The sequence below is a fragment of the Roseobacter weihaiensis genome, from assembly GCF_020622345.1.
Classification (GTDB): Bacteria; Pseudomonadota; Alphaproteobacteria; order Rhodobacterales; family Rhodobacteraceae; genus Roseobacter; species Roseobacter weihaiensis.
Map to the genome: position 1 here is coordinate 101,726 of NZ_JACNMO010000015.1, position 20,157 is coordinate 121,882.

General features: G+C 62.2%; 24 protein-coding genes and 1 other RNA gene. 10 read left to right on the forward strand and 15 right to left on the reverse strand.

The window, feature by feature from the left end:
• Window positions 1-101 precede the first annotated feature (101 nt).
• The gene (gene guaD / locus H7847_RS16485; RefSeq protein WP_227270581.1) at window positions 102-1,403 is read left to right on the forward strand and encodes a guanine deaminase; all 1,302 of its coding nucleotides are present in this window, start codon (window positions 102-104) and stop codon (window positions 1,401-1,403) included.
• Window positions 1,404-1,439: 36 nt separating this feature from the next.
• Here the strand turns inward: guaD and H7847_RS16490 are convergent, their stop codons facing one another.
• From H7847_RS16490 to H7847_RS16510, 5 genes are all read right to left on the reverse strand, one after another.
• Window positions 1,440-1,868: a CAP domain-containing protein gene (locus tag H7847_RS16490; protein WP_227270582.1), complete on the reverse strand. Its 429-nt coding sequence runs from the start codon at window positions 1,866-1,868 to the stop codon at window positions 1,440-1,442.
• Window positions 1,865-3,205 carry an 8-oxoguanine deaminase gene (locus H7847_RS16495; RefSeq protein ID WP_227270583.1) on the reverse strand — a complete coding sequence of 447 codons (1,341 nt, stop codon included), beginning with the start codon at window positions 3,203-3,205 and terminating at the stop codon, window positions 1,865-1,867. Before H7847_RS16495 ends, H7847_RS16490 begins: the two co-directional genes overlap by 4 nt.
• Entirely contained in the window at window positions 3,202-4,008 is an 807-nt protein-coding gene (gene hisN / locus H7847_RS16500) for a histidinol-phosphatase (protein ID WP_227270584.1), read from the reverse strand. Before hisN ends, H7847_RS16495 begins: the two co-directional genes overlap by 4 nt.
• Window positions 4,009-4,086: 78 nt before the next feature.
• Window positions 4,087-4,464, reverse strand: a complete 378-nt coding sequence (locus tag H7847_RS16505) for a helix-turn-helix domain-containing protein (RefSeq protein WP_227270585.1) — start codon at window positions 4,462-4,464, stop codon at window positions 4,087-4,089.
• 499 nt (window positions 4,465-4,963) lie between these two features.
• Window positions 4,964-5,839: a LysR family transcriptional regulator gene (locus H7847_RS16510; RefSeq protein WP_227270586.1), complete on the reverse strand. Its 876-nt coding sequence runs from the start codon at window positions 5,837-5,839 to the stop codon at window positions 4,964-4,966.
• Window positions 5,840-5,964: 125 nt separating this feature from the next.
• Between H7847_RS16510 and H7847_RS16515 the strand changes: the two genes are divergently transcribed.
• Complete coding sequence (locus H7847_RS16515) at window positions 5,965-6,180, forward strand: DUF1127 domain-containing protein (RefSeq protein WP_227270587.1); 216 nt, start codon at window positions 5,965-5,967, stop codon at window positions 6,178-6,180.
• 176 nt (window positions 6,181-6,356) lie between these two features.
• Complete coding sequence (locus H7847_RS16520) at window positions 6,357-7,094, forward strand: Bax inhibitor-1/YccA family protein (RefSeq protein WP_227270588.1); 738 nt, start codon at window positions 6,357-6,359, stop codon at window positions 7,092-7,094.
• A gap of 69 nt (window positions 7,095-7,163) precedes the next feature.
• Here the strand turns inward: H7847_RS16520 and H7847_RS16525 are convergent, their stop codons facing one another.
• The 9 genes from H7847_RS16525 to H7847_RS16565 all read right to left on the reverse strand — a co-directional run bounded on the left by H7847_RS16525 (window position 7,164) and on the right by H7847_RS16565 (window position 13,045).
• The gene (locus H7847_RS16525; RefSeq protein WP_227270589.1) at window positions 7,164-7,685 is read right to left on the reverse strand and encodes a P-loop NTPase family protein; all 522 of its coding nucleotides are present in this window, start codon (window positions 7,683-7,685) and stop codon (window positions 7,164-7,166) included.
• 69 nt (window positions 7,686-7,754) lie between these two features.
• A complete protein-coding gene (rpmG, locus tag H7847_RS16530; protein ID WP_011454349.1) occupies window positions 7,755-7,922 on the reverse strand; it encodes a 50S ribosomal protein L33 in 168 nt (55 codons plus the stop codon).
• Between the two features lie 190 nt (window positions 7,923-8,112).
• Window positions 8,113-8,304: an alpha/beta fold hydrolase gene (locus tag H7847_RS16535; RefSeq protein ID WP_227270590.1), complete on the reverse strand. Its 192-nt coding sequence runs from the start codon at window positions 8,302-8,304 to the stop codon at window positions 8,113-8,115.
• Window positions 8,305-8,649: 345 nt separating this feature from the next.
• Window positions 8,650-9,088: RNase P RNA component class A (gene rnpB, locus H7847_RS16540), an RNA gene on the reverse strand.
• An 84-nt stretch (window positions 9,089-9,172) separates the two neighbouring features.
• Window positions 9,173-9,805 (reverse strand): N-acetylmuramoyl-L-alanine amidase, encoded by a 633-nt coding sequence (locus tag H7847_RS16545; RefSeq protein ID WP_227270591.1) that lies wholly within the window; start codon window positions 9,803-9,805, stop codon window positions 9,173-9,175.
• A gap of 5 nt (window positions 9,806-9,810) precedes the next feature.
• Window positions 9,811-10,545, reverse strand: coding sequence for a hypothetical protein (locus tag H7847_RS16550; protein ID WP_227270592.1), 735 nt, complete (start codon window positions 10,543-10,545; stop codon window positions 9,811-9,813).
• 39 nt (window positions 10,546-10,584) lie between these two features.
• Complete coding sequence (gatA, locus tag H7847_RS16555) at window positions 10,585-12,072, reverse strand: Asp-tRNA(Asn)/Glu-tRNA(Gln) amidotransferase subunit GatA (protein WP_227270593.1); 1,488 nt, start codon at window positions 12,070-12,072, stop codon at window positions 10,585-10,587.
• Window positions 12,072-12,359: an Asp-tRNA(Asn)/Glu-tRNA(Gln) amidotransferase subunit GatC gene (gene gatC / locus H7847_RS16560; RefSeq protein ID WP_227270594.1), complete on the reverse strand. Its 288-nt coding sequence runs from the start codon at window positions 12,357-12,359 to the stop codon at window positions 12,072-12,074. The genes gatA and gatC overlap by 1 nt, the downstream gene beginning before the upstream one ends.
• A gap of 29 nt (window positions 12,360-12,388) precedes the next feature.
• A complete protein-coding gene (locus H7847_RS16565) occupies window positions 12,389-13,045 on the reverse strand; it encodes a ceramidase domain-containing protein (protein ID WP_227270595.1) in 657 nt (218 codons plus the stop codon).
• A gap of 97 nt (window positions 13,046-13,142) precedes the next feature.
• Here H7847_RS16565 and H7847_RS16570 point away from each other — a divergent pair, with 97 nt between their 5' ends.
• Window positions 13,143-13,832, forward strand: a complete 690-nt coding sequence (locus H7847_RS16570) for a metal-dependent hydrolase (protein ID WP_227270596.1) — start codon at window positions 13,143-13,145, stop codon at window positions 13,830-13,832.
• 2 nt (window positions 13,833-13,834) lie between these two features.
• Here the strand turns inward: H7847_RS16570 and H7847_RS16575 are convergent, their stop codons facing one another.
• A complete protein-coding gene (locus tag H7847_RS16575; RefSeq protein ID WP_227270597.1) occupies window positions 13,835-14,284 on the reverse strand; it encodes a nucleoside deaminase in 450 nt (149 codons plus the stop codon).
• 62 nt (window positions 14,285-14,346) lie between these two features.
• Here H7847_RS16575 and H7847_RS16580 point away from each other — a divergent pair, with 62 nt between their 5' ends.
• From H7847_RS16580 to H7847_RS16605, 6 genes are all read left to right on the forward strand, one after another.
• Entirely contained in the window at window positions 14,347-15,204 is an 858-nt protein-coding gene (locus H7847_RS16580; RefSeq protein ID WP_227270598.1) for a pseudouridine synthase, read from the forward strand.
• Window positions 15,205-15,479: 275 nt separating this feature from the next.
• A complete protein-coding gene (locus H7847_RS16585) occupies window positions 15,480-16,364 on the forward strand; it encodes a 5-bromo-4-chloroindolyl phosphate hydrolysis family protein (RefSeq protein WP_227270599.1) in 885 nt (294 codons plus the stop codon).
• 36 nt (window positions 16,365-16,400) lie between these two features.
• Window positions 16,401-17,597, forward strand: coding sequence for a toxic anion resistance protein (locus tag H7847_RS16590; RefSeq protein WP_227270600.1), 1,197 nt, complete (start codon window positions 16,401-16,403; stop codon window positions 17,595-17,597).
• A 6-nt stretch (window positions 17,598-17,603) separates the two neighbouring features.
• Entirely contained in the window at window positions 17,604-18,548 is a 945-nt protein-coding gene (locus tag H7847_RS16595) for a DUF2927 domain-containing protein (protein WP_227270601.1), read from the forward strand.
• Between the two features lie 27 nt (window positions 18,549-18,575).
• Window positions 18,576-19,700: an SPFH domain-containing protein gene (locus tag H7847_RS16600; RefSeq protein WP_227270602.1), complete on the forward strand. Its 1,125-nt coding sequence runs from the start codon at window positions 18,576-18,578 to the stop codon at window positions 19,698-19,700.
• 1 nt (window position 19,701) lies between these two features.
• The gene (locus H7847_RS16605) at window positions 19,702-20,103 is read left to right on the forward strand and encodes a Rid family hydrolase (protein ID WP_227270603.1); all 402 of its coding nucleotides are present in this window, start codon (window positions 19,702-19,704) and stop codon (window positions 20,101-20,103) included.
• Window positions 20,104-20,157: the final 54 nt, after the last annotated feature.

Here is a 20,157-nt window from a genome sequence, read left to right on the forward strand (position 1 = left end):
TCTCCTGATGCGTGATCGGACCATAGGCGGCGCATGATGGGGATACAATGGCGCGGCAGATCAGCATTGTCCTAAGATGCCACAGCACTTAAGAATTTTTCATGAACACAAAACATCTCCTGCTGGGGCAAACCTTTGAAGTCACGGGTGACCCGTTCACCGCCCCCTGGAAAGACACGGTGCGGGTCAACAGCGCCGGCGCGGTCCTGCTGGTCGGAGGGCACATCGCAGCGGTGGGACAGGCCGAAACCCTGCGCGCCGCACATCCCGACGCCGAGGTCGCAGACTACGGCCAGCACATGATCTGCCCCGGTTTCATCGATGCCCATGTCCACTACCCGCAGACCGCGATTATCGCCAGCTGGGGCAAGCAGCTGATCGACTGGCTGAACACCTATACATTTCCCGAAGAGATGCGGTTTGGCGACCCCGACTACGCGCGCGCCATCGCGGATCGCTACCTGGAGCTGACGCTGGCGCAGGGCACGACGACCGTCTGCTCCTTCACGACGATCCACCCTGCCAGCGTTGACGCGTTCTTTGCCGCGGCCGCCGCCCGCGGACTGCGCACCGTTGCGGGCAAGACCTGCATGGACCGCAACGCCCCTGAGGGACTGCGCGATACCGCGCAAACGGCCTATGATGACAGCAAAGCACTGCTGAATCGCTGGCAGGGCCGGGAACGGGCAAGCTACGCGATTACGCCAAGGTTCTCGCCCACCTCCACGCCAGAGCAGCTGGCCGCCCTCGGAGCCCTCTGGGCCGAGCATCCCGACTGCCTGATGCAGACCCATCTGAGCGAGCAGGTGCCCGAGATCGCCTGGATGCGCAGCCTCTATCCGCAGGCGCGCGATTACCTCGAGACCTATGAGGCGCATGGGCTGCTGGGTCCGCGTGCGATCTATGGCCATGCCATCCATCTTGAGCCGCGCGAGATCGACCGCATCACCGACTGCGGTGCCGCCCTGGCACATTGCCCGACATCCAACAGTTTTATCGGCTCTGGCCTGATGGATGTGGCGGGGCTCGCCGCGCGGGGCATCCCGCTGGGTCTTGCCAGCGATACCGGCGGCGGGTCGTCGTTTTCGATGCTCCGGACAATGGCCGCGGCCTATGAGATTGCGCAGCTTCGCGGTACGGCGCTGCATCCTGCGCAGCTGATGTATCTGGCCACCGCAGGTGCCGCCCGCAGCCTTTACCTGCACGACCGGATCGGCAGGCTCGCCCCGGGGATCGAGGCTGACCTCACTATCCTTGATCTGGCCTCAACGCCTGCGATTGCGCAGCGTAGTGCCGAAGCGAAGGATATCTGGGAAGCGCTCTTTCCGACCCTCATGATGGGGGATGATCGCGCAATTGCAGACGTCTGGATCGGTGGGGAAAGACGGCCCAAGACCGCCTAACCAGGCGCCAAGCCGTCGATCCAGCCCGTCTCACCCTCAGCAGCCCGGTGCGCCCAAGACCATCACCCAAGTGTGTCCCTCCGCCTCTATCAGGGCAAATTCCGTCACCTCCGGGGAGAGCAGATTTGCGCGGTGCCCCGGCGAAGCCTCCCAGGCAGCCATCACCTCGGCCAGGGTACGCTGGCCTTTGGCGATATTCTCAGCCACAGCGCACCAGCCGTAGCCCGTGCGGCTGACGCGGTCTGCCAGATCCGACCCGTCACTGCCGGTGTGCGAAAAGCGCCCGCTCTCGGCCATATCGGCTGCGTGGGCCTGGGCTGCACGCTCCAACACGGAGGAGTAGCCTAATGCGGGCAGGCCTTGCGCCAGACGGAGCTCATTGATCGCGCCGGTCGCCTGCGGATTGGCCCCGGCGCCACTTGCCATGACCGCAAACACGGTTGCCAGATGCATCTTACGTTTCATGTTGCCTCCCTAAGGTTGCGGGCCATCTGGTTCTGGCGCGCCACGAGGGCCGGCAGATCAAGGGTTTGAAGCTGCCCATCACGCACGATCTCGCGCCCCTCGACAATCAGATCCCGTACGGTGGTGGGCCCGGACAGCAACAGCGCCGCGGGATCCCAACTGCCCGCCGCCTCGATACCGGAGACATCCCAGATCGCGATATCGGCGCGCATGCCCGGCGCGATGCGCCCGCATTCCGACCGCCCCAGCACATCGGCCCCGCCGCGGGTCGCGATCTCAAGGGCTTCGCGGGCGCTCATCGCATCCGCGCCATTTGCCACGCGTTGCAGCAGCATCGCCTGACGCGCCTCGGCCACGAGATTGCCCGCATCGTTGCTGGCTGACCCATCCACCCCGAGCCCGACCGGAACACCCGCGTCGCGCAGGGCGCGGACCGGTGCGATGCCACTGCCCAACCGACAGTTCGAGCAGGGGCAATGCGCCACCCCGGTGCCGGTCCGGGCAAAAAGCGCGATCTCTGCGGCATCAAGCTTGACACAATGGGCGTGCCAGACATCTGGCCCGACCCAGCCCAGACTTTCCGCGTACTCGCCGGGACGGCAGCCAAAGACCTCCTGCGAATAGGCGATGTCTTCTTCGTTTTCGGCAAGGTGGGTGTGCATCATCACCCCCTTGTCGCGCGCGAGCTGCGCTGCATCGCGCATCAGCTCACGGCTGACCGAGAAGGGCGAACAGGGGGCCACCCCGACCCGGCACATTGATCCGGGATCAGGGTCGTGAAAGGCGTCGATCACCCGGATGCAATCATCCAGAATATCCGCTTCGTGCTCGACCAGCGCATCGGGGGGCAAACCGCCTTGCGAGACACCGATGCTCATCGCCCCCCGCGTGGGCTGGAACCGCAACCCAACCTCTGCCGCCGCATGGATCGTATCCTCCAGCCGGCACCCCTGAGGATAGAGATAGAGGTGATCGCTGCTGAGCGTACACCCGGAAAGCGCCAGTTCCGCCAACCCCACCTGCGCAGAGGTAAACATATGCTCGGGTGTAAAGCGGGCCCAGATCGGGTAGAGCGTCTGCAACCAGCCAAAGAGCAGCGCATCCTGCCCGCCGGGGACCGCACGTGTGAGCGACTGGTACAGGTGATGGTGCGTGTTCACCAGACCCGGCGTCACCACACAGCCAGCCGCATCGATGCCCGGCAGATCCCCGGCGATGCCCTTGCCAACCGCCGCGACCGCGCCTGCGTCGATGATGACATCCGCGTCCAAAAGCTCGCGGCGCGCCTCATCCATGGTGATAAGATATGCCGCCTGTCGTATGGCCCAGCGGCTCACGCCATCATCTCTTGCAAAATCCCAACCGCCTGTGCATGGATCTGCGGGTTCGCCGCCGCGACGGCACGCCCGCCTTTGTGGGCGGGTGCCCCCTCCCAGTTGGTGACGATGCCACCAGCAGCCTCGATCAGGGCAATCGGGGCCTGAATATCATAGGATTGCAGACCTGCTTCGATCACCAGATCAATCTGGCCCGCAGCCAAAAGCGCATAGGCATAGCAATCCATCCCGTAGCGCGTCAGCTTTGCCTGCCCGGCGACCTTGTGAAAGGCGTCATGCTCGCGCGCAGAGCCCACTTCGGGAAAGGTGGTAAAAACCGTCGCTTCCGAAAGCGGGCGCGGCGGGCGGGTGGTGATCTTCTGGTCGCCCTGCGGGCCGACCATATGCGCGCGGTCCATCGCCCCGATAAAACGCTCACCAATGTAGGGTTGATCGATCAGACCGTAGCACGGCCCGGTCTGGTCCTCGACCGCGATCAGCACCCCCCAGGTGGGCGTGCCGCTTATAAAGCCACGCGTCCCGTCGATCGGGTCCAGCACCCAGGTGAGACCGCTGCTGCCGGATTTGTGCCCGTATTCCTCGCCCAATATCGCATCCTCTGCGCGATGCTCGGCGAGGATCGCACGCATGGCGCGTTCTGCCGCCCGGTCCGCTTCGGTCACCGGGTCAAACCCGTTGGCGTCCTTGTTATCTTCCACCAAGGTAGTGGTACGAAAAAGCGGCAATATGACCCTGCGCGCCGCATCCGCCATCAGATTGGCAACCGTATCGATCACCTCAACATCAAAAGATCGCTGTTTCATGGGTCAGGACGTGCCAGTTTGCGCCGCCCCTCGCAAGAGGCAGCAGCACTGGTGGCATTTCTTTTTCAAGGCACCTTATCAGGCGACGTCGCTGAGGACCCGCGCCAGTTCAAACAAACGACGGCGCTGATTTTCCGGGATCGCGTAGTAAGAGCGTACCAGATCCATCGCCTCTTTGTCGCCCATCATATCGACCGGGATAGAGCCTGTTTCAGCTTCTTCGCCTTTTTCAACATCTTCCCGCAGACCTTCAAAGAAAAATGCCACATCGACGTCAAGTGCGTCCGCAATGTCCCAAAGACGCGACGCGCTGACCCGGTTCGCCCCGGTCTCGTACTTCTGGATTTGCTGAAACTTTATGCCCACGCTTTCAGCGAGCTTCTGTTGTGTCATCCCAACCAGCCACCGCCGTTGCCGGATGCGCTTACCTACGTGGACGTCAACTAAATGTGCCATTCTACATTCCTTACTCTTACCCGTGCTTACCACAAGGCATCCCCCACGTACTGCCGACCAAAAAAGCGTACATTTCGTGATGCTAAAAACTTGTTACACCAAGAAACAATACGAAAAATGCCGTTTCAATCAATACCAATCACTGCACGAGTGCGTGTGCTGGAGAGCACATAAAACAATTTAGACGTGTTTTTTTAGAACCTTCAGAGGCTTAATCCGTCAAGATTCTCGATCTGGAATTTCGTTAAAATTTTATTATTTCGCGAAAAACAAGACAGTTAAGCCACACTTTTTGGTTGTAACGACGAAAAGCAGAGACCGTTATGGGATTCTCGCAATACGGGAAACCAGGCCTGACTCTGACCTGCTTTACGTAAGGGAATACCTACGTCATTGCCTCAGAAAACGCATAGAGCATCAGCGTAAACCCGCCGATGCCAAGGCGCCGTTGCGGCAAGATGCCGCCATGATGCACCCTTTTGAGGCCCGGAAAGCCCGCCTAACCCGCCTTGAGCCGTGCGTGATCAATGCCCCCAAAGGCGCGGCGCAAGAAATCTGCCAAGGTGTCGTGAACAAGCCCCTTGCCAGACTGCGCGCCATAAAGGTTGATCTGCTGCATCGGCAGCTCCGGCAAGGCACCACCATGATCAATGCGCTCCAGATGCGGCGGCTCGGTGCCTTCGATCATGGTGTGAACGGCAAGATCGGCACTGACGGTTGCTTCGATGGTGCGGTCGCTTTCGGTCTCCACGATCACATCCCATGCAATCCCTGCCGCATCCAGCGCTTCGACGACGCGTGGCCGAAAGGTGCACAGTCGCCCGAACGCAAGCCTGAGCGGCGTTTGCCGCCAGGCCGCCCCCCCCGGCGCGCCGACCCACCGCAACGGTTTGCGGCAGAGCGTTTCGGCACCGGGGTCCAACGACGTTTCCGTGGTCAGGATCAAATCGCAGGCCCCGCGGCCAAACTGCTCTTTCAGACCGCGGGTATAGGACGACACCAATTGGACTTTGACGCGGGGAAACGCCGTATGAAACTGCTTCAGTACCTGCGGGATCGCGGGATAGACGATGTCATGCGGCACACCGAGGACAATCTCGCCTTCATAGGCCTGATCTGTCAGCCGCTCCACCACCTCGTCATTCAGCGCCACCATCCGCCGGGCGTAGACCAGCAATTGCTCTCCTGACGCGGTCAGCGCGATTGTGCGCCCGGACCGATCCAGCAGATCAACGCCCAACAGCTCTTCAAGCCGTTTGAGCTGCATGGAAACGGCAGATTGCGTGAGGTGCAGAAACCCCGCTGCGCGGGTCACCCCGCCGGAATCGGCAACAGCAACAAAAGAGCGCAGGGTTGTCACGTCAAGGTTTCTCATATCATAAATCCTGATGCTTCATTTCACAAACATTCGTTTTCAATATCATACACGCAGTGCAATATACATCAAGTAGATTGATGGATTACCAAAAAAACATCACGAATGGTGAAAAGGAAAACGAAATGACACTCATAGACACCCTCGGCCTGCGACGTCCCCGCTCCCTGTCGGTCAAGAAACCGTCCCTCATGGCGCGACTGGCCCTTTGGCGGTCTCGTCGGACGCTGGCGCATCTGGACGCCCGTGCGCTCAAGGATGTGGGCATAAGCCCTGATGCCGCACGACGTGAAGCGCAACTGGGTTTATGGGATGTGCCACCGAGCTGGACACAGCGCTGAAAAAGGCAGTTCGGCCCAATGTGACAAACTGTTAACCAAGAAGGCCCGTTTTCGCGCAAATCGCTAAATTCCCGAGCGAAAAGCCTTGAAATAAACACAAGAGAGCACGATATTCTTACGCGAGAGCGCGCAGAACGGCTGACGCGCCACCTATTTGAATTTGGAGGTCTTAATAAATGGCTGACGTGAATACAATCCGGACCGCAGCCGGATCCCGCGCCGCCCAAATCGACGAGGGTCTGCGCGCCCACATGAACAAAGTCTACGCGACGATGTCCGTAGGCATGCTGCTCACCTTCGCGGTTGCCTGGGCTGTTGGCACGGCGCCGCAATTGATGGCGGTGTTCCGTGACCCAGTTACCTTGTCCCCGAATATCCTCGGCTGGATCGTGATGTTTGCGCCTCTGGCGATGGTATTTGCCTTTGGCGCGGCGATTAACAAGCTGTCTGCAGCGGGTGCGCAGTTGTTCTTCTACGCCTTCGCAGGTGTGATGGGTCTGTCGATCTCTTGGATTTTTGTCGCCTTTACCGGCATGTCGATCGCACAGATTTTCCTGATCACATCCATCGCCTTTGCGGGTCTGTCGCTCTGGGGGTACACCACCAAGAAAGACATATCAGGCTGGGGTAGCTTCCTCATCATGGGTGTGATCGGCCTTGTGGTTGCGTCCATCGTAAACATTTTCCTGGGCTCCCCAGCGATCATGTTCGCGATTTCCGCCCTGGGTGTGCTGATCTTTGCAGGCCTGACGGCCTATGACACGCAGAACATCAAGAACACCTATCTGGCCCACGCCCATCACGGCGACCAGGAGTGGATGCAGAAGTCCGGTATCATGGGCGCATTGAGCCTTTACCTGAACTTCATCAACATGTTCATGATGTTGCTGTCGCTGTTCGGAAATCGCGAATAACCGATCTCTGATATCGAAACGAAAGCCGGTCCCTCCGAGGGGCCGGCTTTTTTAATGAGATGGCCTGCCTTAAGAGGTTTCTGACACGTTCCGCATGAACCCGGCCACCTCTGCGCGGGATGTCAAATGATGCACATCGAGATGCGGATGCCCGGCGATCAGGTTTTGAAACCGCACCCGGTGGGTCTGGCGAGTGTTCCAGATCCAGCGGTAAAAAGGCCAGGTTTCGCCGTGAATACCTTCGGTACAGCCAACCGCCATATCGGGCCGCTCTTGACCGTAATACCGCAGCAAGCGCCACGTCACGCGCCACAAACGCAAACCGACCGGCAGATCCAGCCAAACCAGCGTATCCGCCCGCGCGGCCCGATGTTCAACGGTGGAGCTGAAATTTCCCTCGAATATCCACGCCGCCCCGCGCTCCACCGCATGTGCCATTTCAATGCGCTCAGATCGCGGGCGTGACACCCATCCCGGCAGCCATTGGATTTGATCCATATGGCGCACGGGCAGTCCGGTCTGCTGCCCCAAAAAACGCGCGAGCGTGCTCTTTCCCGATCCTGAGCCCCCCACTATCATGACGCGCTGCATGATGCCTCCAAAAACGCAAAAGGCCGCGCACATGGCACGGCCCGAACTGTCAGAAATCGGCAGACGATCCTACTTGATCTTGCCTTCTTTGTATTCGACGTGCTTGCGCGCCACCGGGTCGTACTTACGCACCACCATCTTTTCTGTCATGGTGCGGGCGTTTTTCTTTGTGACATAGAAATGGCCTGTCCCCGCCGAGGAGTTCAGACGAATCTTGATCGTGGTTGGCTTTGCCATGTGTAGCTCTCCTGCTGCGGGGCGTCCCTGAAGAGCGCCCGCGAAAAATCCTGAAGCCCGGCTTTTACCCGGATGCTCTGCTGAGTCAACCGCAAAAGAGCGCGCACCCGGCACAACGGCAGTCCGGATTTCCGCGCGGCTTCATGCCCCAAAAAGCGGCTCAGGTCACGCCCATGGCCTGTCCCCGCGATCAGACGTCGCCATCGATCTGCCGGGTGCAGGCCCACAGGATATCATCCCGGCAACCGGTCTCGAAATGCCCCTTGCCGGGCAAGACATTCAGCTCGACGTCGGGCGGTGCCGCAGCGAGGTAGTCCCCGATGGAAGCGGGAACAAAACCATCCTCGTCGCCCAACCAGATATATGTGGGGACCCGGCACACCGGTCAGATCAAAACCCCAGCCCTGATAGGCAATCAGCGCTTCATGTGCCGCCCTGCGGCTGCCTTGCCGGAAGGCTTCGCGCTGCATCTGACCCAAAACGGTCCTGAACGCCGGGTTCCTCATCCTCTGCCGGTCAGTCGGCGACACCGAAGCGGATGATACCAAAGTGGCCGGCCGACGCTAACACATCTGCGGGCCCATCCGCAAACCTGCGGTCCGACTGAAAATCCGAACGCGCAAAACCGGGGCGGTCAATGAAGATCCGTCGCAAACACCGGCCGATGTCCGCCATACTGGCATTTTGTCACACGGCAGCCGGGGTGGGAATCCCGAACCGGTGTGAAGCGCGCGGAGGGCCTGTAAGCCGGATTCTGTTCCCCAGGGCACGCGCCCCGGTTCGATGACCATTCCTCTTACCGCCCGGTTACCCGGACAGCTCTAGCTGCCAACCCGGACCTGCTGGGGCAAAAGCGGCCCCGCCTGTTGTTGCCAGCAGGCACGCGGTCCCTATTTGGCATTGCTCCCGGTGGGGCTTGCCATGCCGCCCCTGTTGCCAGCGGCGCGGTGGGCTCTTACCCCACCTTTTCATCCTTACCTGCCGCCGGTTTCGGTTGCCCGACCTGACGGCTGGCGGTCTGTTTTCTGTGGCGCTTTCCGTCGGGTTCCCGGCGGGTTACCCCGCCGATCCCCGCCCGGGCGTTACCCGGCACCGTTGCTTTTTGGAGTCCGGACTTTCCTCTCCCGCAGGGTCGCCCCCACAGCAGCGGCCATCCGGCCCTCCGCGCGATCTGCGTCATGCGCGCAAACGCGCGCGGCGTCAATGGGCGAGGCCACAACGGACCAGTCCGTCGCAAGGCCGGGTGACCGTCAGATCGGATGATAAAGCTTGAGGTCGTCCGCGCATTGCGGTCCCCTGCGCCACGGCGCAAACCGGAGCCGGGTCGTCTCAAGCAGGACCTCGGATGCGACATCGGCGGTAAATCCCGCCGCCCGCGCGGCAGTTGTAAAACACGTCTGATCCTGCGGGGGGCGGGTTGGGCCCGCAAGGCCGCGCCGCGCCAACCGCGCCCAGTCAAAGCGCGGACCGGGATCAGATTTTCGCCCCGGTGCCATGTCGGAATGGCCAATGATGTTCTCCGGCGGGATGGGCCAGCGGCTGCGGATATCCTCCAGCAATACCTCCAATGCGATCATCTGCGGGTCGGGGAACGGGTGATCCCCGGCGTTGTCGAGTTCAATGCCAATCGAGCGCGAGTTGATATCGTGCTGCCCGCACCACTCCCCCGTCCCGGCGTGCCATGCCCGCTCCGCCTCCGCCACAAGGCGCGTCACCACGCCGCTTTTTGCAATCAGGTAATGCGCTGAGACCTCCGCCGCCGGGTCACACAAGCGCTCAAGCGCTGCCTCCGCACTCGGCATCGCGGTGTAGTGCAGCACAATGATCGTCGGTGTCAGCCCATCGCGGCGCGGTCCAAAGTTCGGAGAGGGCCGATGCAGCAATGCGGTCAGCCTTGCGATGCCTTGCGGAAAGGTTCCGGGTTCCAGCTGCAGGCAAACCCGTCCCCATCCGGATCAAGACCCCGACGGTCCCGTTCCGGACCACCTCTGGCCAGGAAATCGATCTGTGCCTGGTCGGGTGAGGGATACTGTGCGCAGTTCCGCTCGGCACGGGCCGCGCCGTTCAGCCCCGCGCGGGCATAAATGCGTGTCCCCACCGGATGGCTGGTGGAGAGCGCAAAGGCCACGATATTCGGCTGGCCGCTCTCTGAGCGTTCCGGCAAGGCTTCGGGTTGGATCACCTGATACTGTGCCCTGTTCTGCGCCATCAGCTCGGCATCGCTTTCAATCGACCGTTGCTCGGACACCGCATCGAAATTGTTCTCGTTTGAGATACCCGCGTCATTGACCACCGGGGCTCCCGGGGTGGGTTGCGCCGCTTCAGCCTCGGCGGCGCCTGCGGGCCGTGTTTCTGCCAGAACTCGCGCGGTTTCAGCCGCTGTCGCTTCGGCGGAGCCTGGCACAGGCGCCACCCCGCTGATCGGCGGTGGCGCACCGGTCCCCCCGACCGGCGGCAACACCGTGTCGGACGCCTGGATGGTGGAGCCGCGCAGGGCGGCCTCACGTGCTTGTACCGCTTCGATCGAGTCGAAGCCGACGCCACGCGCGCTGTCAGGGACCTGCGGCGCACAGGCCGCCAAGATCGCCAAGGTGGCACTTCCAAAAAACAAACGAGACCGCATTCTACACCTGCTCAAAACCGGGTTAAGACTTCGGCGACGCTACCACCATTTCGCGGGTTTGGCCACAAACCCCGCCGCACGTTCCAGTGTATAGGCAGCGTTCAGCAGGTCGGCCTCTTGCCAGGGACGTCCGATCAGCTGCAACCCAAGGGGCAGACCCTTGGTGTCGAGGCCTGCGGGCACCGCAACACCGGGCAAGCCAGCCAGGTTCACCGTGACCGTAAAGACGTCGTTGAGATACATCGCGACCGGGTCTGCATCCGTCATCTCCCCCAGACCAAAGGCGGCAGAAGGGGTCGCCGGGGTCAGGATCGCGTCGATGCCTTGGGCAAAGACCGTTTCAAAGTCCCGCTTGATGAGCGTACGGACTTTGCGGGCGCGGTTGTAATAGGCGTCGTAAAAGCCCGCGGAGAGCACATAGGTACCGATCATCACCCGGCGTTGCACCTCGTGACCAAAGCCTTCGGCGCGGGTCTTTTCATACATCTCGGTGATGCCATCGCCCTGATCGAGCTTGGCGCGGTGACCGTAGCGCACCCCGTCATAGCGCGCGAGGTTCGACGAGGCCTCAGCCGGGGCAATCACGTAGTAGGCCGGCAGCGCGTATTTGGTATGGGGCAGCGAGATGTCGACGATCTCGGCACCGGCGTCCTTCATCATCGCGATCCCCTCGGACCAGAGGGTTTCGATCTCGGCAGGCATCCCGTCCATGCGGTATTCCTTGGGGATACCGATCGTCTTGCCGCGAATGTCCCCGGTGAGGGCAGCCTCGAAATCCGGCACCGGCAGGTCGGCAGAGGTGCTGTCCTTGGGATCATGACCCGACATCGCCTCCAGCATGATCGCCGCATCGCGCACGGATTTGGTCATCGGCCCCGCCTGATCGAGGGAGGAGGCAAAAGCCACAATGCCCCACCGCGAACAGCGCCCGTAGGTGGGTTTGATCCCCACGGTGCCGGTAAAGGCCGCCGGCTGGCGGATGGAGCCGCCTGTATCCGTGCCCGTTGCAGCCAGACACAGGTCTGCCGCCACCGCAGCGGCTGAGCCCCCCGAGGAGCCGCCCGGTGTCAGCGGTGTGACGTCATTGCCGCGCCGCCACGGGTTGACCGCATTGCCATAGACCGAGGTCTCGTTGCTGCTGCCCATGGCGAATTCGTCCATGTTGAGCTTGCCGAGCATGACCGCCCCCGAATCCGCGAGGTTCTGGCTGACGGTGGATTCGTATTCCGGCAGGAACCCTTGCAGAATTCGGGACCCGGCCTGAGAGGGCACCCCCTTGGTGCAAAAGAGATCCTTGATCCCAACAGGCAAGCCGCACATCGCCGGGGCATCCCCCTGGGCCAGCCGCGCATCGGCCGCAGCGGCCCGCTCCATCGCAAGCTCAGGCGTTTTATGCACGAAAGCGTTGAGGGCACCGGCCGCTTCAATCGCAATCAGGCAGGCTTCGGTCAGCTCCTTGGCGGTTGTGTCGCCTGCCCGCAGCGCATCGCGCGCCTCCGCCAGACCCAGTTCGTTGAGCTTGCTCATCACTCGACCACCTTGGGCACGGCAAAGAACCCTTCCCGCGCATCGGGGGCATTGGAGAGCACCCGCGCCTGCTGATCGCCGTCCGTCACTACGTCCGCGCGCTTTTTGAGCACCTGTGGCGTGACCGAGGTCATCGGCTCCACCCCGTCGATATCCACTTCGTTCAACTGCTCGATAAAGCCCAGGATGGTGTTGAATTCACCCGCAAGGGCCGGCAGTGCTTCCGGCTCCACTTTGATCCGGGCAAGTTTCGCTACCCGCGCGGCGGTGCTCTCATCGATTGACATGCGGATTTCCTTCTCTGCTTGGGCGCCGTTTACCCCGCATGTGCGGTCTTGCCAAGTCTCAGCTGGCGGTAAACCTCGATCATCCAGCCCAGCATCAGAGCGTTCAGCAGATGCCACATGAAATGGGTCCCGCCCGGCACCACCGCACAGAGCGGCTCATCCAGCGTGCGAAAGGTCAGCGAGACCACCAGAAGGGCCGCCCCGAGCGCCAGCCCGCGCGCCAGATCAGGCTGCGTGCGGCGCAGGAAGGCGGCGTAAAGAAAGATCAAAAGCGGCACCGGTGCGTAACCCGCAGACCCACCGAGCCCCGGGATCAGCGAAAACGCGGGCACCATCATCCCGGCATAGGGAAAAAACAGCGCCGTAAGCCCCAGAGCCGCCCAGGGGCCAAGGTCAAAGGCCGCGCGGTTGATGGCAAAGATATAGATCAGGATGAACAGAAGGATCGGCACCACATCCGCCATCCCCGCCCAGGCCTGCGCATGGGTGTGAAAGAGAAAACTGCCCACCCCGATGGCGAAGAGAACAGCGCAAAGCACCCGTGCCAGCACAACACCGGCAGAGCGCCGCCACATCACCAGAGCCGCCACGATAAACGCAAGATTGGTGATCGCATTGACCGGCTCGGCCCAGTATTCCGGCCCCATCCGCTCACAATAGGCATCAACGGCTCTTGTCCACTCCAAGGTCAGCCCCTTTCCGGTTCAAAAAATCCGCGCGGACGGGTCCCCAGACCGGCACGCGCCCGCTACAGTCGTCTTATTGCAGATAGGGAGAGGATCAATGAAAATCATCTGGCTTGGACACGGCAGCTTTCGGATCGAAATCGAAGATCAGATCCTGCTGATCGACCCCTGGCTGACCGGCAACCCGATGCTGAGCGAAGACCTGCATGACGCAGCGGTCGACGGGGCCACACATATCCTCATCACGCATGGCCATTTCGATCACACCGCCGATCTGGTGCGACTGTCGAAGGCGCTTGGCGCCCCGGCGGTGGGGATTTACGATTTCATGAGCTACTTTGAAACCCACGAAAGCCTGAGCGTCATCGGGTTCAACATCGGTGGCACCGTAGATCTGGGCCGCGTTGCGGTCTCTCTGGTGCCTGCGATGCACACGACCTCCTATGGGCCTGACGCCGCGGCGCCGGTGGGCCGGGAAGCAGGCTTTATCGTGCAAGGCGAAGGCCATACGCTCTATATCTCGGGCGACACCGGCATCATGGCCGATATGGACTGGATCGGGGATTACTACAAACCCGACATCGGCATTCTGTCTGCGGGCGGTCACTTTACAATGGATATGGCGGGGGCGGCCTATGCGGCCAAACGCTATTTTGACTTCAAGATCGTGATCCCCTGCCATTACAAGACCTTTGATGTGCTGGAGCAATCCGCCCAACGCCTGATCGAGGGGCTGCCGGAGGTCCGCGTGATCGAACCGGTGGTGATGGAGCCGATTGCGCTCTGAGATCATCGGCGCGCGGTAAAAAACCCCTTGAGCATCGCCTCGGATTCCGCGGCAGCGATTCCGTCGAAGACCTGAGGGACGTGATGACACTGCGGATGCGAAAAGACGCGCGCACCCTGTGCGACCCCGCCCGATTTAGGATCACTCGCCCCATAATAGAGTCGGTCGATCCGTGCCGCAGCGATTGCCGCGGCACACATCGCACAGGGCTCAAGCGTAACGTAAAGGGCGTAGCCGATCAGCCGCTCTGACCCCGCCGCCCGACAGGCCGAGCGGATGGCCAGGATTTCCGCATGGGCGGTGGGATCATTGTCAGCGCGGGTCCGGTTGCCCGCCGCCGCCACGACAACGCCCGCCGGATCAACAACCACGGCCCCCACCGGCACCTCGCCGCGCTTTGCCGCTGCCCGTGCCTCCGACAGCGCGGCTTCCATGTGGGTGTTGAATTTCATACCCCCAGATGCCCGCAAACTGGTCCCTTTCGCAACCCTTGCAAACAGGATATGCCGCGCGCATGACCGCTGATCCTGCCCCGCGGGGTGACCGCATTGCCAAAGTTCTCAGCCGCGCCGGTATCGCAAGCCGACGCGAGGCGGAGCGTATGATCGAGGCCGGGCGCGTGACCGTCAATGGCCGGGCAATCACCTCGCCCGCGCTGAATGTCACCGACCGCGACCGGATTGCGGTCGACGGCAAGGACGTCAGCGCGCCGGAGCCGCCGCGCCTGTGGCTCTATCACAAACCCACGGGGCTGGTGACCACCGACCGCGACGAGAAAGGGCGCGAGACGATCTATGACACGCTGCCCGAGGACCTGCCGCGGGTGATGAGCGTCGGGCGGCTGGACCTCAATTCCGAAGGGCTGCTCCTGCTGACCAATGATGGCGGGATCAAACGCAAGCTGGAATTGCCCTCGACCGGCTGGTTGCGGCGCTACCGGGTGCGCGTCAACGGCCGCCCCACGGATGACACGCTGGAACCCTTGCGCAAGGGCATCACAGCCGAAGGCGAGCGGTTCCAGCCGATGCAGGTCACGCTAGACCGCCAGCAGCGGGCCAATGCCTGGCTGACCATCGGCCTGCGCGAGGGCCGCAACCGCGAGATCAGGCGCGCGCTGGCAGAGGTCGGTCTGACCGTGAACCGGCTGATCCGCGTCAGCTACGGCCCGTTTCAACTCGGTGATCTGAAACCCGGCGCGGTCGAAGAGGTCCGCCGCCGGGTGATGCGCGATCAATTGGGGCTGCAGCCGACAGACACCGAAGCGGACAAAAACACCGCACCCGCAGGTCAAAACCGTCCCAAATCCGTAAAACGCGCCCGGCCCCCGCGCGGCAACTCGGGGGGGGCGCGTCGGCCCGCAGCACGCAAATGATGCAAAACCGGCAAGTTTCCCCCTCGCCATTGGGGCGGCAAGCCTCCAGATTGGGGATGTTGCGTGACGCGGAGGCATTTGGCCTTGAGCGGGCACGCGATGAGGCCAGCGGTCATACTCGACCCTAGCGCCTCAAACCGCAAACGCCTATATTCACGCCAAGGACCGGCCCGGGAACGCCAGATGACACCGACGACATTTCAGAAAATTGCCTATGTCGCCCTGCTCTTGCTGATGCTGGGTGTCGCCTCCGGCTTGATGGGGGGCCTCTAGGCATGGCGCAGCGCTTCGGCGGCAAATACAGCCCGAAAGGCACGCCTCAGACCCAATCCAAGGCGCAAGGCAGCTATACGGCGGCCAGGGTGGACCCTGTGGGCGCACGGGCCAATTTCATGTTCCTGCCGCCGGTTGCGCTGGTCTTTACCGCCCTGTTTCAGGGCGCGATCGGGCTCGTGCTGGGAGCGGCGGGGGCCGGTGTGCTCTGTCTGGGCGCCTGGCTTTTGCGCGGTGGCCTGCAGGCTGAGGCGGCTTATAACGACCGCAAGGTGGCCCGGCGCCCGGCGCTCCCGCGCAAGATCCTCGCCGCATTGCTTGCGGGTGCCGGCATTGGCCTCGGTGCGCTGAGCCACGACAGCGGAATCATCGCGGCGGTTCTTTACGGTGTCGTGACGGCCGGGCTGCATCTGTCGGCTTTCGGCATTGATCCGCTGGCGCATAAGGGGATGGAAGGTGTCGACACCTTTCAGCAAGACCGCGTCGCCCGCGTGGTGGATGAGGCCGATGCACATCTCACGGCCATGACCGATGCGCTGCGCCGTGTGGGAGACCGCGCGATCAACGACCGGATGGCCGGGTTCCAGACCGCCGCCCGCAAATTGATCCGCATCGTGGAAGAGGACCCGCGCGACCTGACCGCGGCGCGCAAATATCTGGGTGTCTATCTGCTGGGCGCGCGCGACGCGACCGCGAAATTCGCCGACATCTACACCCGGAACCACAGCGCAGAAGCCCGCGCCGATTACCTGGCTTTGCTGGACGATCTGGAGCGGAACTTTGCCGCGCGCAACGAGAAACTGCTGCTGGATGACCGCAGCGATCTGACCATCGAAATCGACGTCCTACGGGACCGGCTTGACCGCGAAGGGGTGCGGCTGGACTGACGCGGCACCACACCAAGAAAGATAGAGGGAGACACCATGTCCGAAGAAACACGTGCCAAGGCCCAGGAGGCCCTTGCTCTGGTCGAAGAGGTGACCGCCGCCACCCTGCCGGAGCCGCGACCGGCCAATGCGATTGTGCCGCTGGCCGAGGCCGATGCCCCGTTGAGCGCCGAGATCTCGACCCGGATTGCTGAAATCGACATGTCGGATACAAATTCCATCGTGTCCTTCGGCAGCCGTGCGCAGGTGGAGTTGCAGGAGATCAGCCAGGCAATGCTGGGCGGGGTGCGCAACAAGGATGTCGGGCCTGCGGGTGATTCCCTGCGCAACATCGTCACCACCATCCGCGGCTTTTCGATCTCTGAACTGGATGTCCGCCGCGAGCGGAGCTGGTGGGAAAAACTGATTGGCCGCGCCGCGCCCATCGCCAAGTTCACCGCCAAATACGAGGAGGTGCAGGATCAGATCGACCGGATCACCGACGACCTGCTCAAGCACGAGCACACCCTGCTGAAGGACATCAAATCGCTCGATATGCTTTATGAAAAGACGTTGCAGTTCTATGATGAACTGGCGCTCTACATTGCCGCTGGCGAAGAAAAACTGCGCGAGCTGGATGAGACGGTAATCCCCGCCAAAGCGGCCGAGGTCGAAGCCGCAGCAGAGGACGATCAGGTGATGGTCGCCCAGGAATTGCGCGACCTGCGCGCCGCCCGCGACGATCTGGAACGCCGGGTACACGACCTGAAACTGACCCGTCAGGTCACCATGCAGTCGCTGCCCTCGATCCGGCTGGTGCAGGAGAACGACAAATCGCTGGTGACCAAGATCAACTCCACGCTGGTCAATACCGTCCCGCTCTGGGAGACGCAGCTGGCCCAGGCGGTCACCATCCAGCGCTCTGTCGAGGCCGCGCAGGCGGTGCGCTCCGCCAATGATCTGACCAACGAATTGTTGACCGCCAACGCCAAGAACCTGCGCGAGAGCAACAAGATCATCCGCGAAGAGATGGAGCGCGGCGTCTTCGACATCGAAGCCGTGAAGCAGGCCAATGCCGACCTGATCGGCACGATCGAGGAGAGCCTGCAAATCGCCGACGAGGGCAAGGCGAAACGGGCCGCCGCCGAAGTGGAACTGCAGGATATGGAAACCAAACTGCGCGACACCCTGGCCTCGGCCAAGGCGCGTGGGGATGGCACCGGCGACACGGCTGCCACCGCGGTGCCGCGCTGAATTTCCATGCAGGCCCTACAGATCATAAGGCGCTGGAGCGTGGCACTGGCCGCGCTTTGCGCCGTTGCGGCCTGCGACATGGACCAGATGACCAGTGCAATGCCGCAGGCACGGCCTGCCGGATTGGTCCAGCCCGTGGCACGGCCCACTTCCCAGGCCAGCGCCGCCCTGCGCAGTTACCTGGTGCAGGTGCAATCCGCGCAGCTGAACCAGGGGCTGTTACGCGACGACGGCGGCGGGCCCGACACGCCCTTTACCGCCGATATGCTGGCGCGCAATTTTGAACAGATCGTCTTTTACAACGAATATGCCAGCGCCCTGCAGGGGCGCGGCGGGAAAAGCCCTCTGCGCCGGTGGAGCGGACCGGTCCGCGTGAGCACGATCTTTGGGGCGGGTGTCCCTCCTTCGCAGCGGACAAGCGACGCCGCCAATGTCAAAAACTACGCCCGCAGGCTGGGCCAGATCACCGACCACCCGGTGAGCAGCTACGGCCCCGCCAACTTCATTGTCATCATCGCAGGCGAGGATGATCGCGATACCGCCCTTGACCTTGCCGCTGCCCGTCTGCCCGGTATCAGCGCGCGCAGCCTTGATCCTTTGCGGGACCTGGACCGTGACACCTATTGCGTCGTGGCCGCTTACGCCTCGGGCCGCAACGTCAATACCTACACGGCCGCCGTGGCAGTGATCCGGGCTGAAAATCCGGGCCTTTTGCGTCTGAGCTGCATCCACGAGGAGATGGCACAGGGTCTGGGGCTCGCGAATGACAGCCGGGACGCACGCCCCTCGATATTCAACGATGACGATGAGTTTGCGCTTCTGACAAGCCATGATGAACTGTTGCTCAAGATGCTCTATGACCCGCGCCTGAAACCCGGCATGTCCGCGACCGAAGCCGCCCCGGTGACGCGGATCATCGCCCGCGAACTGACCTCCTCTGGCCCCCTGTAAGGGCCGACAGATCAAAGGACTGAAGCTATGGGAATTTTCGACTTTCTCTCTGGTGAATTCATCGATGTCATCCACTGGACGGACAATACCCGCGACACGATGGTCTGGCGCTTTGAACGCGAGGGCCACGAGATCAAATACGGTGCCAAGCTGACCGTCCGCGAAGGCCAGTCTGCGGTGTTCGTGCATGAAGGGCGACTGGCAGACGTGTTCACCCCCGGTCTTTACATGCTTGAGACAAACAACATGCCGATCATGACAACGCTGCAGCATTGGGATCACGGCTTCAAAAGCCCGTTCAAATCCGAGGTCTACTTTGTCAACACCACCCGGTTCAATGACCTGAAATGGGGCACGAAAAACCCGGTGATCTGCCGCGATCCCGAGTTTGGCCCGGTGCGGCTGCGCGCCTTTGGGACCTATAGCATTAAGGTCTCGGACCCGGCGAAGTTTCTGGTTGAAATCGTGGGCACCGATGGTGAATTCACCATGGATGAGATCAGCTTCCAGATCCGCAACATCCTTGTGCAGGAGTTCTCGCGCACCATCGCCCGCGCCGGCATTCCGGTCATGGACATGGCCGCCAACACCCGCGAGCTGGGGCAACTGGTGGGCAAGGAAATCTCAGCGCAGCTGGCCGAATACGGGCTGTCGATGCCGGAGCTTTACGTTGAAAACATCTCGCTGCCTCCCGCCGTCGAAGAGGTGATGGACAAGCGGTCCTCCATGGGGGTGATCGGCAATCTCAACGAATACATGCAGTTTCAGGCGGCCGAGGCCCTGGGCCGGGACGGCGGCGGGGCCGCCGCCATTCAGGCCGGTCTCGGTGCGGGTCTGGGCATGCAGATCGGCCATGCGGCGGCCCAGCAGGTCGGCCCTTGGGGCGCCAAACCCGCCGGAGCGACAGCTACCGCGGCACTGCCGCCTGCTCCGCCCCCGGTCGAACACGTCTGGCACATTGCCGAGAACGGACAGACCAAGGGCCCATTCTCCAAGGCTGCGATGGGCCGGATGGCGACCGAAGGCGCGCTGACCCGCGAGACGATGGTCTGGACACCGGGACAGGACGGCTGGATGCAGGCGGAGGACGTGGCAGAGCTCGCGCAGCTCTTTACGGTTCTGCCCCCACCTCCTCCGCCACCGGCCGTCTGAAATGCGCAAGGCGATCGTCCCCGATGCGCTCAAAGATGCGGCAGCCACCACCGGCTTTTCGCCGGCCGTTCGCGGCGGTGATCTGCTGTTTTTGACCGGAGCCACGGGCGGTCGGGCAGATGGCACGATGCCGAAATCCGCCGCGGATCAGGCGCGTATCGCTCTGGAAAAAGCGCAAATTGTCCTGGCAGCTGCGGGCGCGAATGAGGCCAATGTGGTCGAATTGACAAGCTATCACAGGGATATCGCCACCACATTTGATGCGGTGCAGGAAGTGCTGAAACATGTCTTCTCCGCACCGATCCCTGCTTGGACTGCGATCGAGGTTGCCGGGTTGCGGCGTCCGGGCGCGCTGGTGGAGTTCCGGATTGTCGCCCATGCGCCCGAGGCCCTGCCCTCATGACACACTGTCGCGTAACGAACTCGACGGGCGACACCACGGACGGGGGTTCTCTCG

What these genes read in the sequence shown, in the direction of transcription:
- guaD (WP_227270581.1), top strand. Translation starts at nt 102, where the DNA reads ATGAACACAAAACATCTCCTGCTGGGGCAAACCTTTGAAGTCACGGGT.
- H7847_RS16490 (WP_227270582.1), bottom strand. Translation starts at nt 1,868, where the DNA reads ATGAAACGTAAGATGCATCTGGCAACCGTGTTTGCGGTCATGGCAAGT.
- hisN (WP_227270584.1), bottom strand. Translation starts at nt 4,008, where the DNA reads ATGAAACAGCGATCTTTTGATGTTGAGGTGATCGATACGGTTGCCAAT.
- H7847_RS16505 (WP_227270585.1), bottom strand. Translation starts at nt 4,464, where the DNA reads ATGGCACATTTAGTTGACGTCCACGTAGGTAAGCGCATCCGGCAACGG.
- H7847_RS16510 (WP_227270586.1), bottom strand. Translation starts at nt 5,839, where the DNA reads ATGAGAAACCTTGACGTGACAACCCTGCGCTCTTTTGTTGCTGTTGCC.
- H7847_RS16515 (WP_227270587.1), top strand. Translation starts at nt 5,965, where the DNA reads ATGACACTCATAGACACCCTCGGCCTGCGACGTCCCCGCTCCCTGTCG.
- H7847_RS16520 (WP_227270588.1), top strand. Translation starts at nt 6,357, where the DNA reads ATGGCTGACGTGAATACAATCCGGACCGCAGCCGGATCCCGCGCCGCC.
- H7847_RS16525 (WP_227270589.1), bottom strand. Translation starts at nt 7,685, where the DNA reads ATGCAGCGCGTCATGATAGTGGGGGGCTCAGGATCGGGAAAGAGCACG.
- rpmG (WP_011454349.1), bottom strand. Translation starts at nt 7,922, where the DNA reads ATGGCAAAGCCAACCACGATCAAGATTCGTCTGAACTCCTCGGCGGGG.
- H7847_RS16550 (WP_227270592.1), bottom strand. Translation starts at nt 10,545, where the DNA reads ATGCGGTCTCGTTTGTTTTTTGGAAGTGCCACCTTGGCGATCTTGGCG.
- gatA (WP_227270593.1), bottom strand. Translation starts at nt 12,072, where the DNA reads ATGAGCAAGCTCAACGAACTGGGTCTGGCGGAGGCGCGCGATGCGCTG.
- gatC (WP_227270594.1), bottom strand. Translation starts at nt 12,359, where the DNA reads ATGTCAATCGATGAGAGCACCGCCGCGCGGGTAGCGAAACTTGCCCGG.
- H7847_RS16570 (WP_227270596.1), top strand. Translation starts at nt 13,143, where the DNA reads ATGAAAATCATCTGGCTTGGACACGGCAGCTTTCGGATCGAAATCGAA.
- H7847_RS16575 (WP_227270597.1), bottom strand. Translation starts at nt 14,284, where the DNA reads ATGAAATTCAACACCCACATGGAAGCCGCGCTGTCGGAGGCACGGGCA.
- H7847_RS16580 (WP_227270598.1), top strand. Translation starts at nt 14,347, where the DNA reads ATGACCGCTGATCCTGCCCCGCGGGGTGACCGCATTGCCAAAGTTCTC.
- H7847_RS16585 (WP_227270599.1), top strand. Translation starts at nt 15,480, where the DNA reads ATGGCGCAGCGCTTCGGCGGCAAATACAGCCCGAAAGGCACGCCTCAG.
- H7847_RS16590 (WP_227270600.1), top strand. Translation starts at nt 16,401, where the DNA reads ATGTCCGAAGAAACACGTGCCAAGGCCCAGGAGGCCCTTGCTCTGGTC.
- H7847_RS16595 (WP_227270601.1), top strand. Translation starts at nt 17,604, where the DNA reads ATGCAGGCCCTACAGATCATAAGGCGCTGGAGCGTGGCACTGGCCGCG.
- H7847_RS16600 (WP_227270602.1), top strand. Translation starts at nt 18,576, where the DNA reads ATGGGAATTTTCGACTTTCTCTCTGGTGAATTCATCGATGTCATCCAC.
- H7847_RS16605 (WP_227270603.1), top strand. Translation starts at nt 19,702, where the DNA reads ATGCGCAAGGCGATCGTCCCCGATGCGCTCAAAGATGCGGCAGCCACC.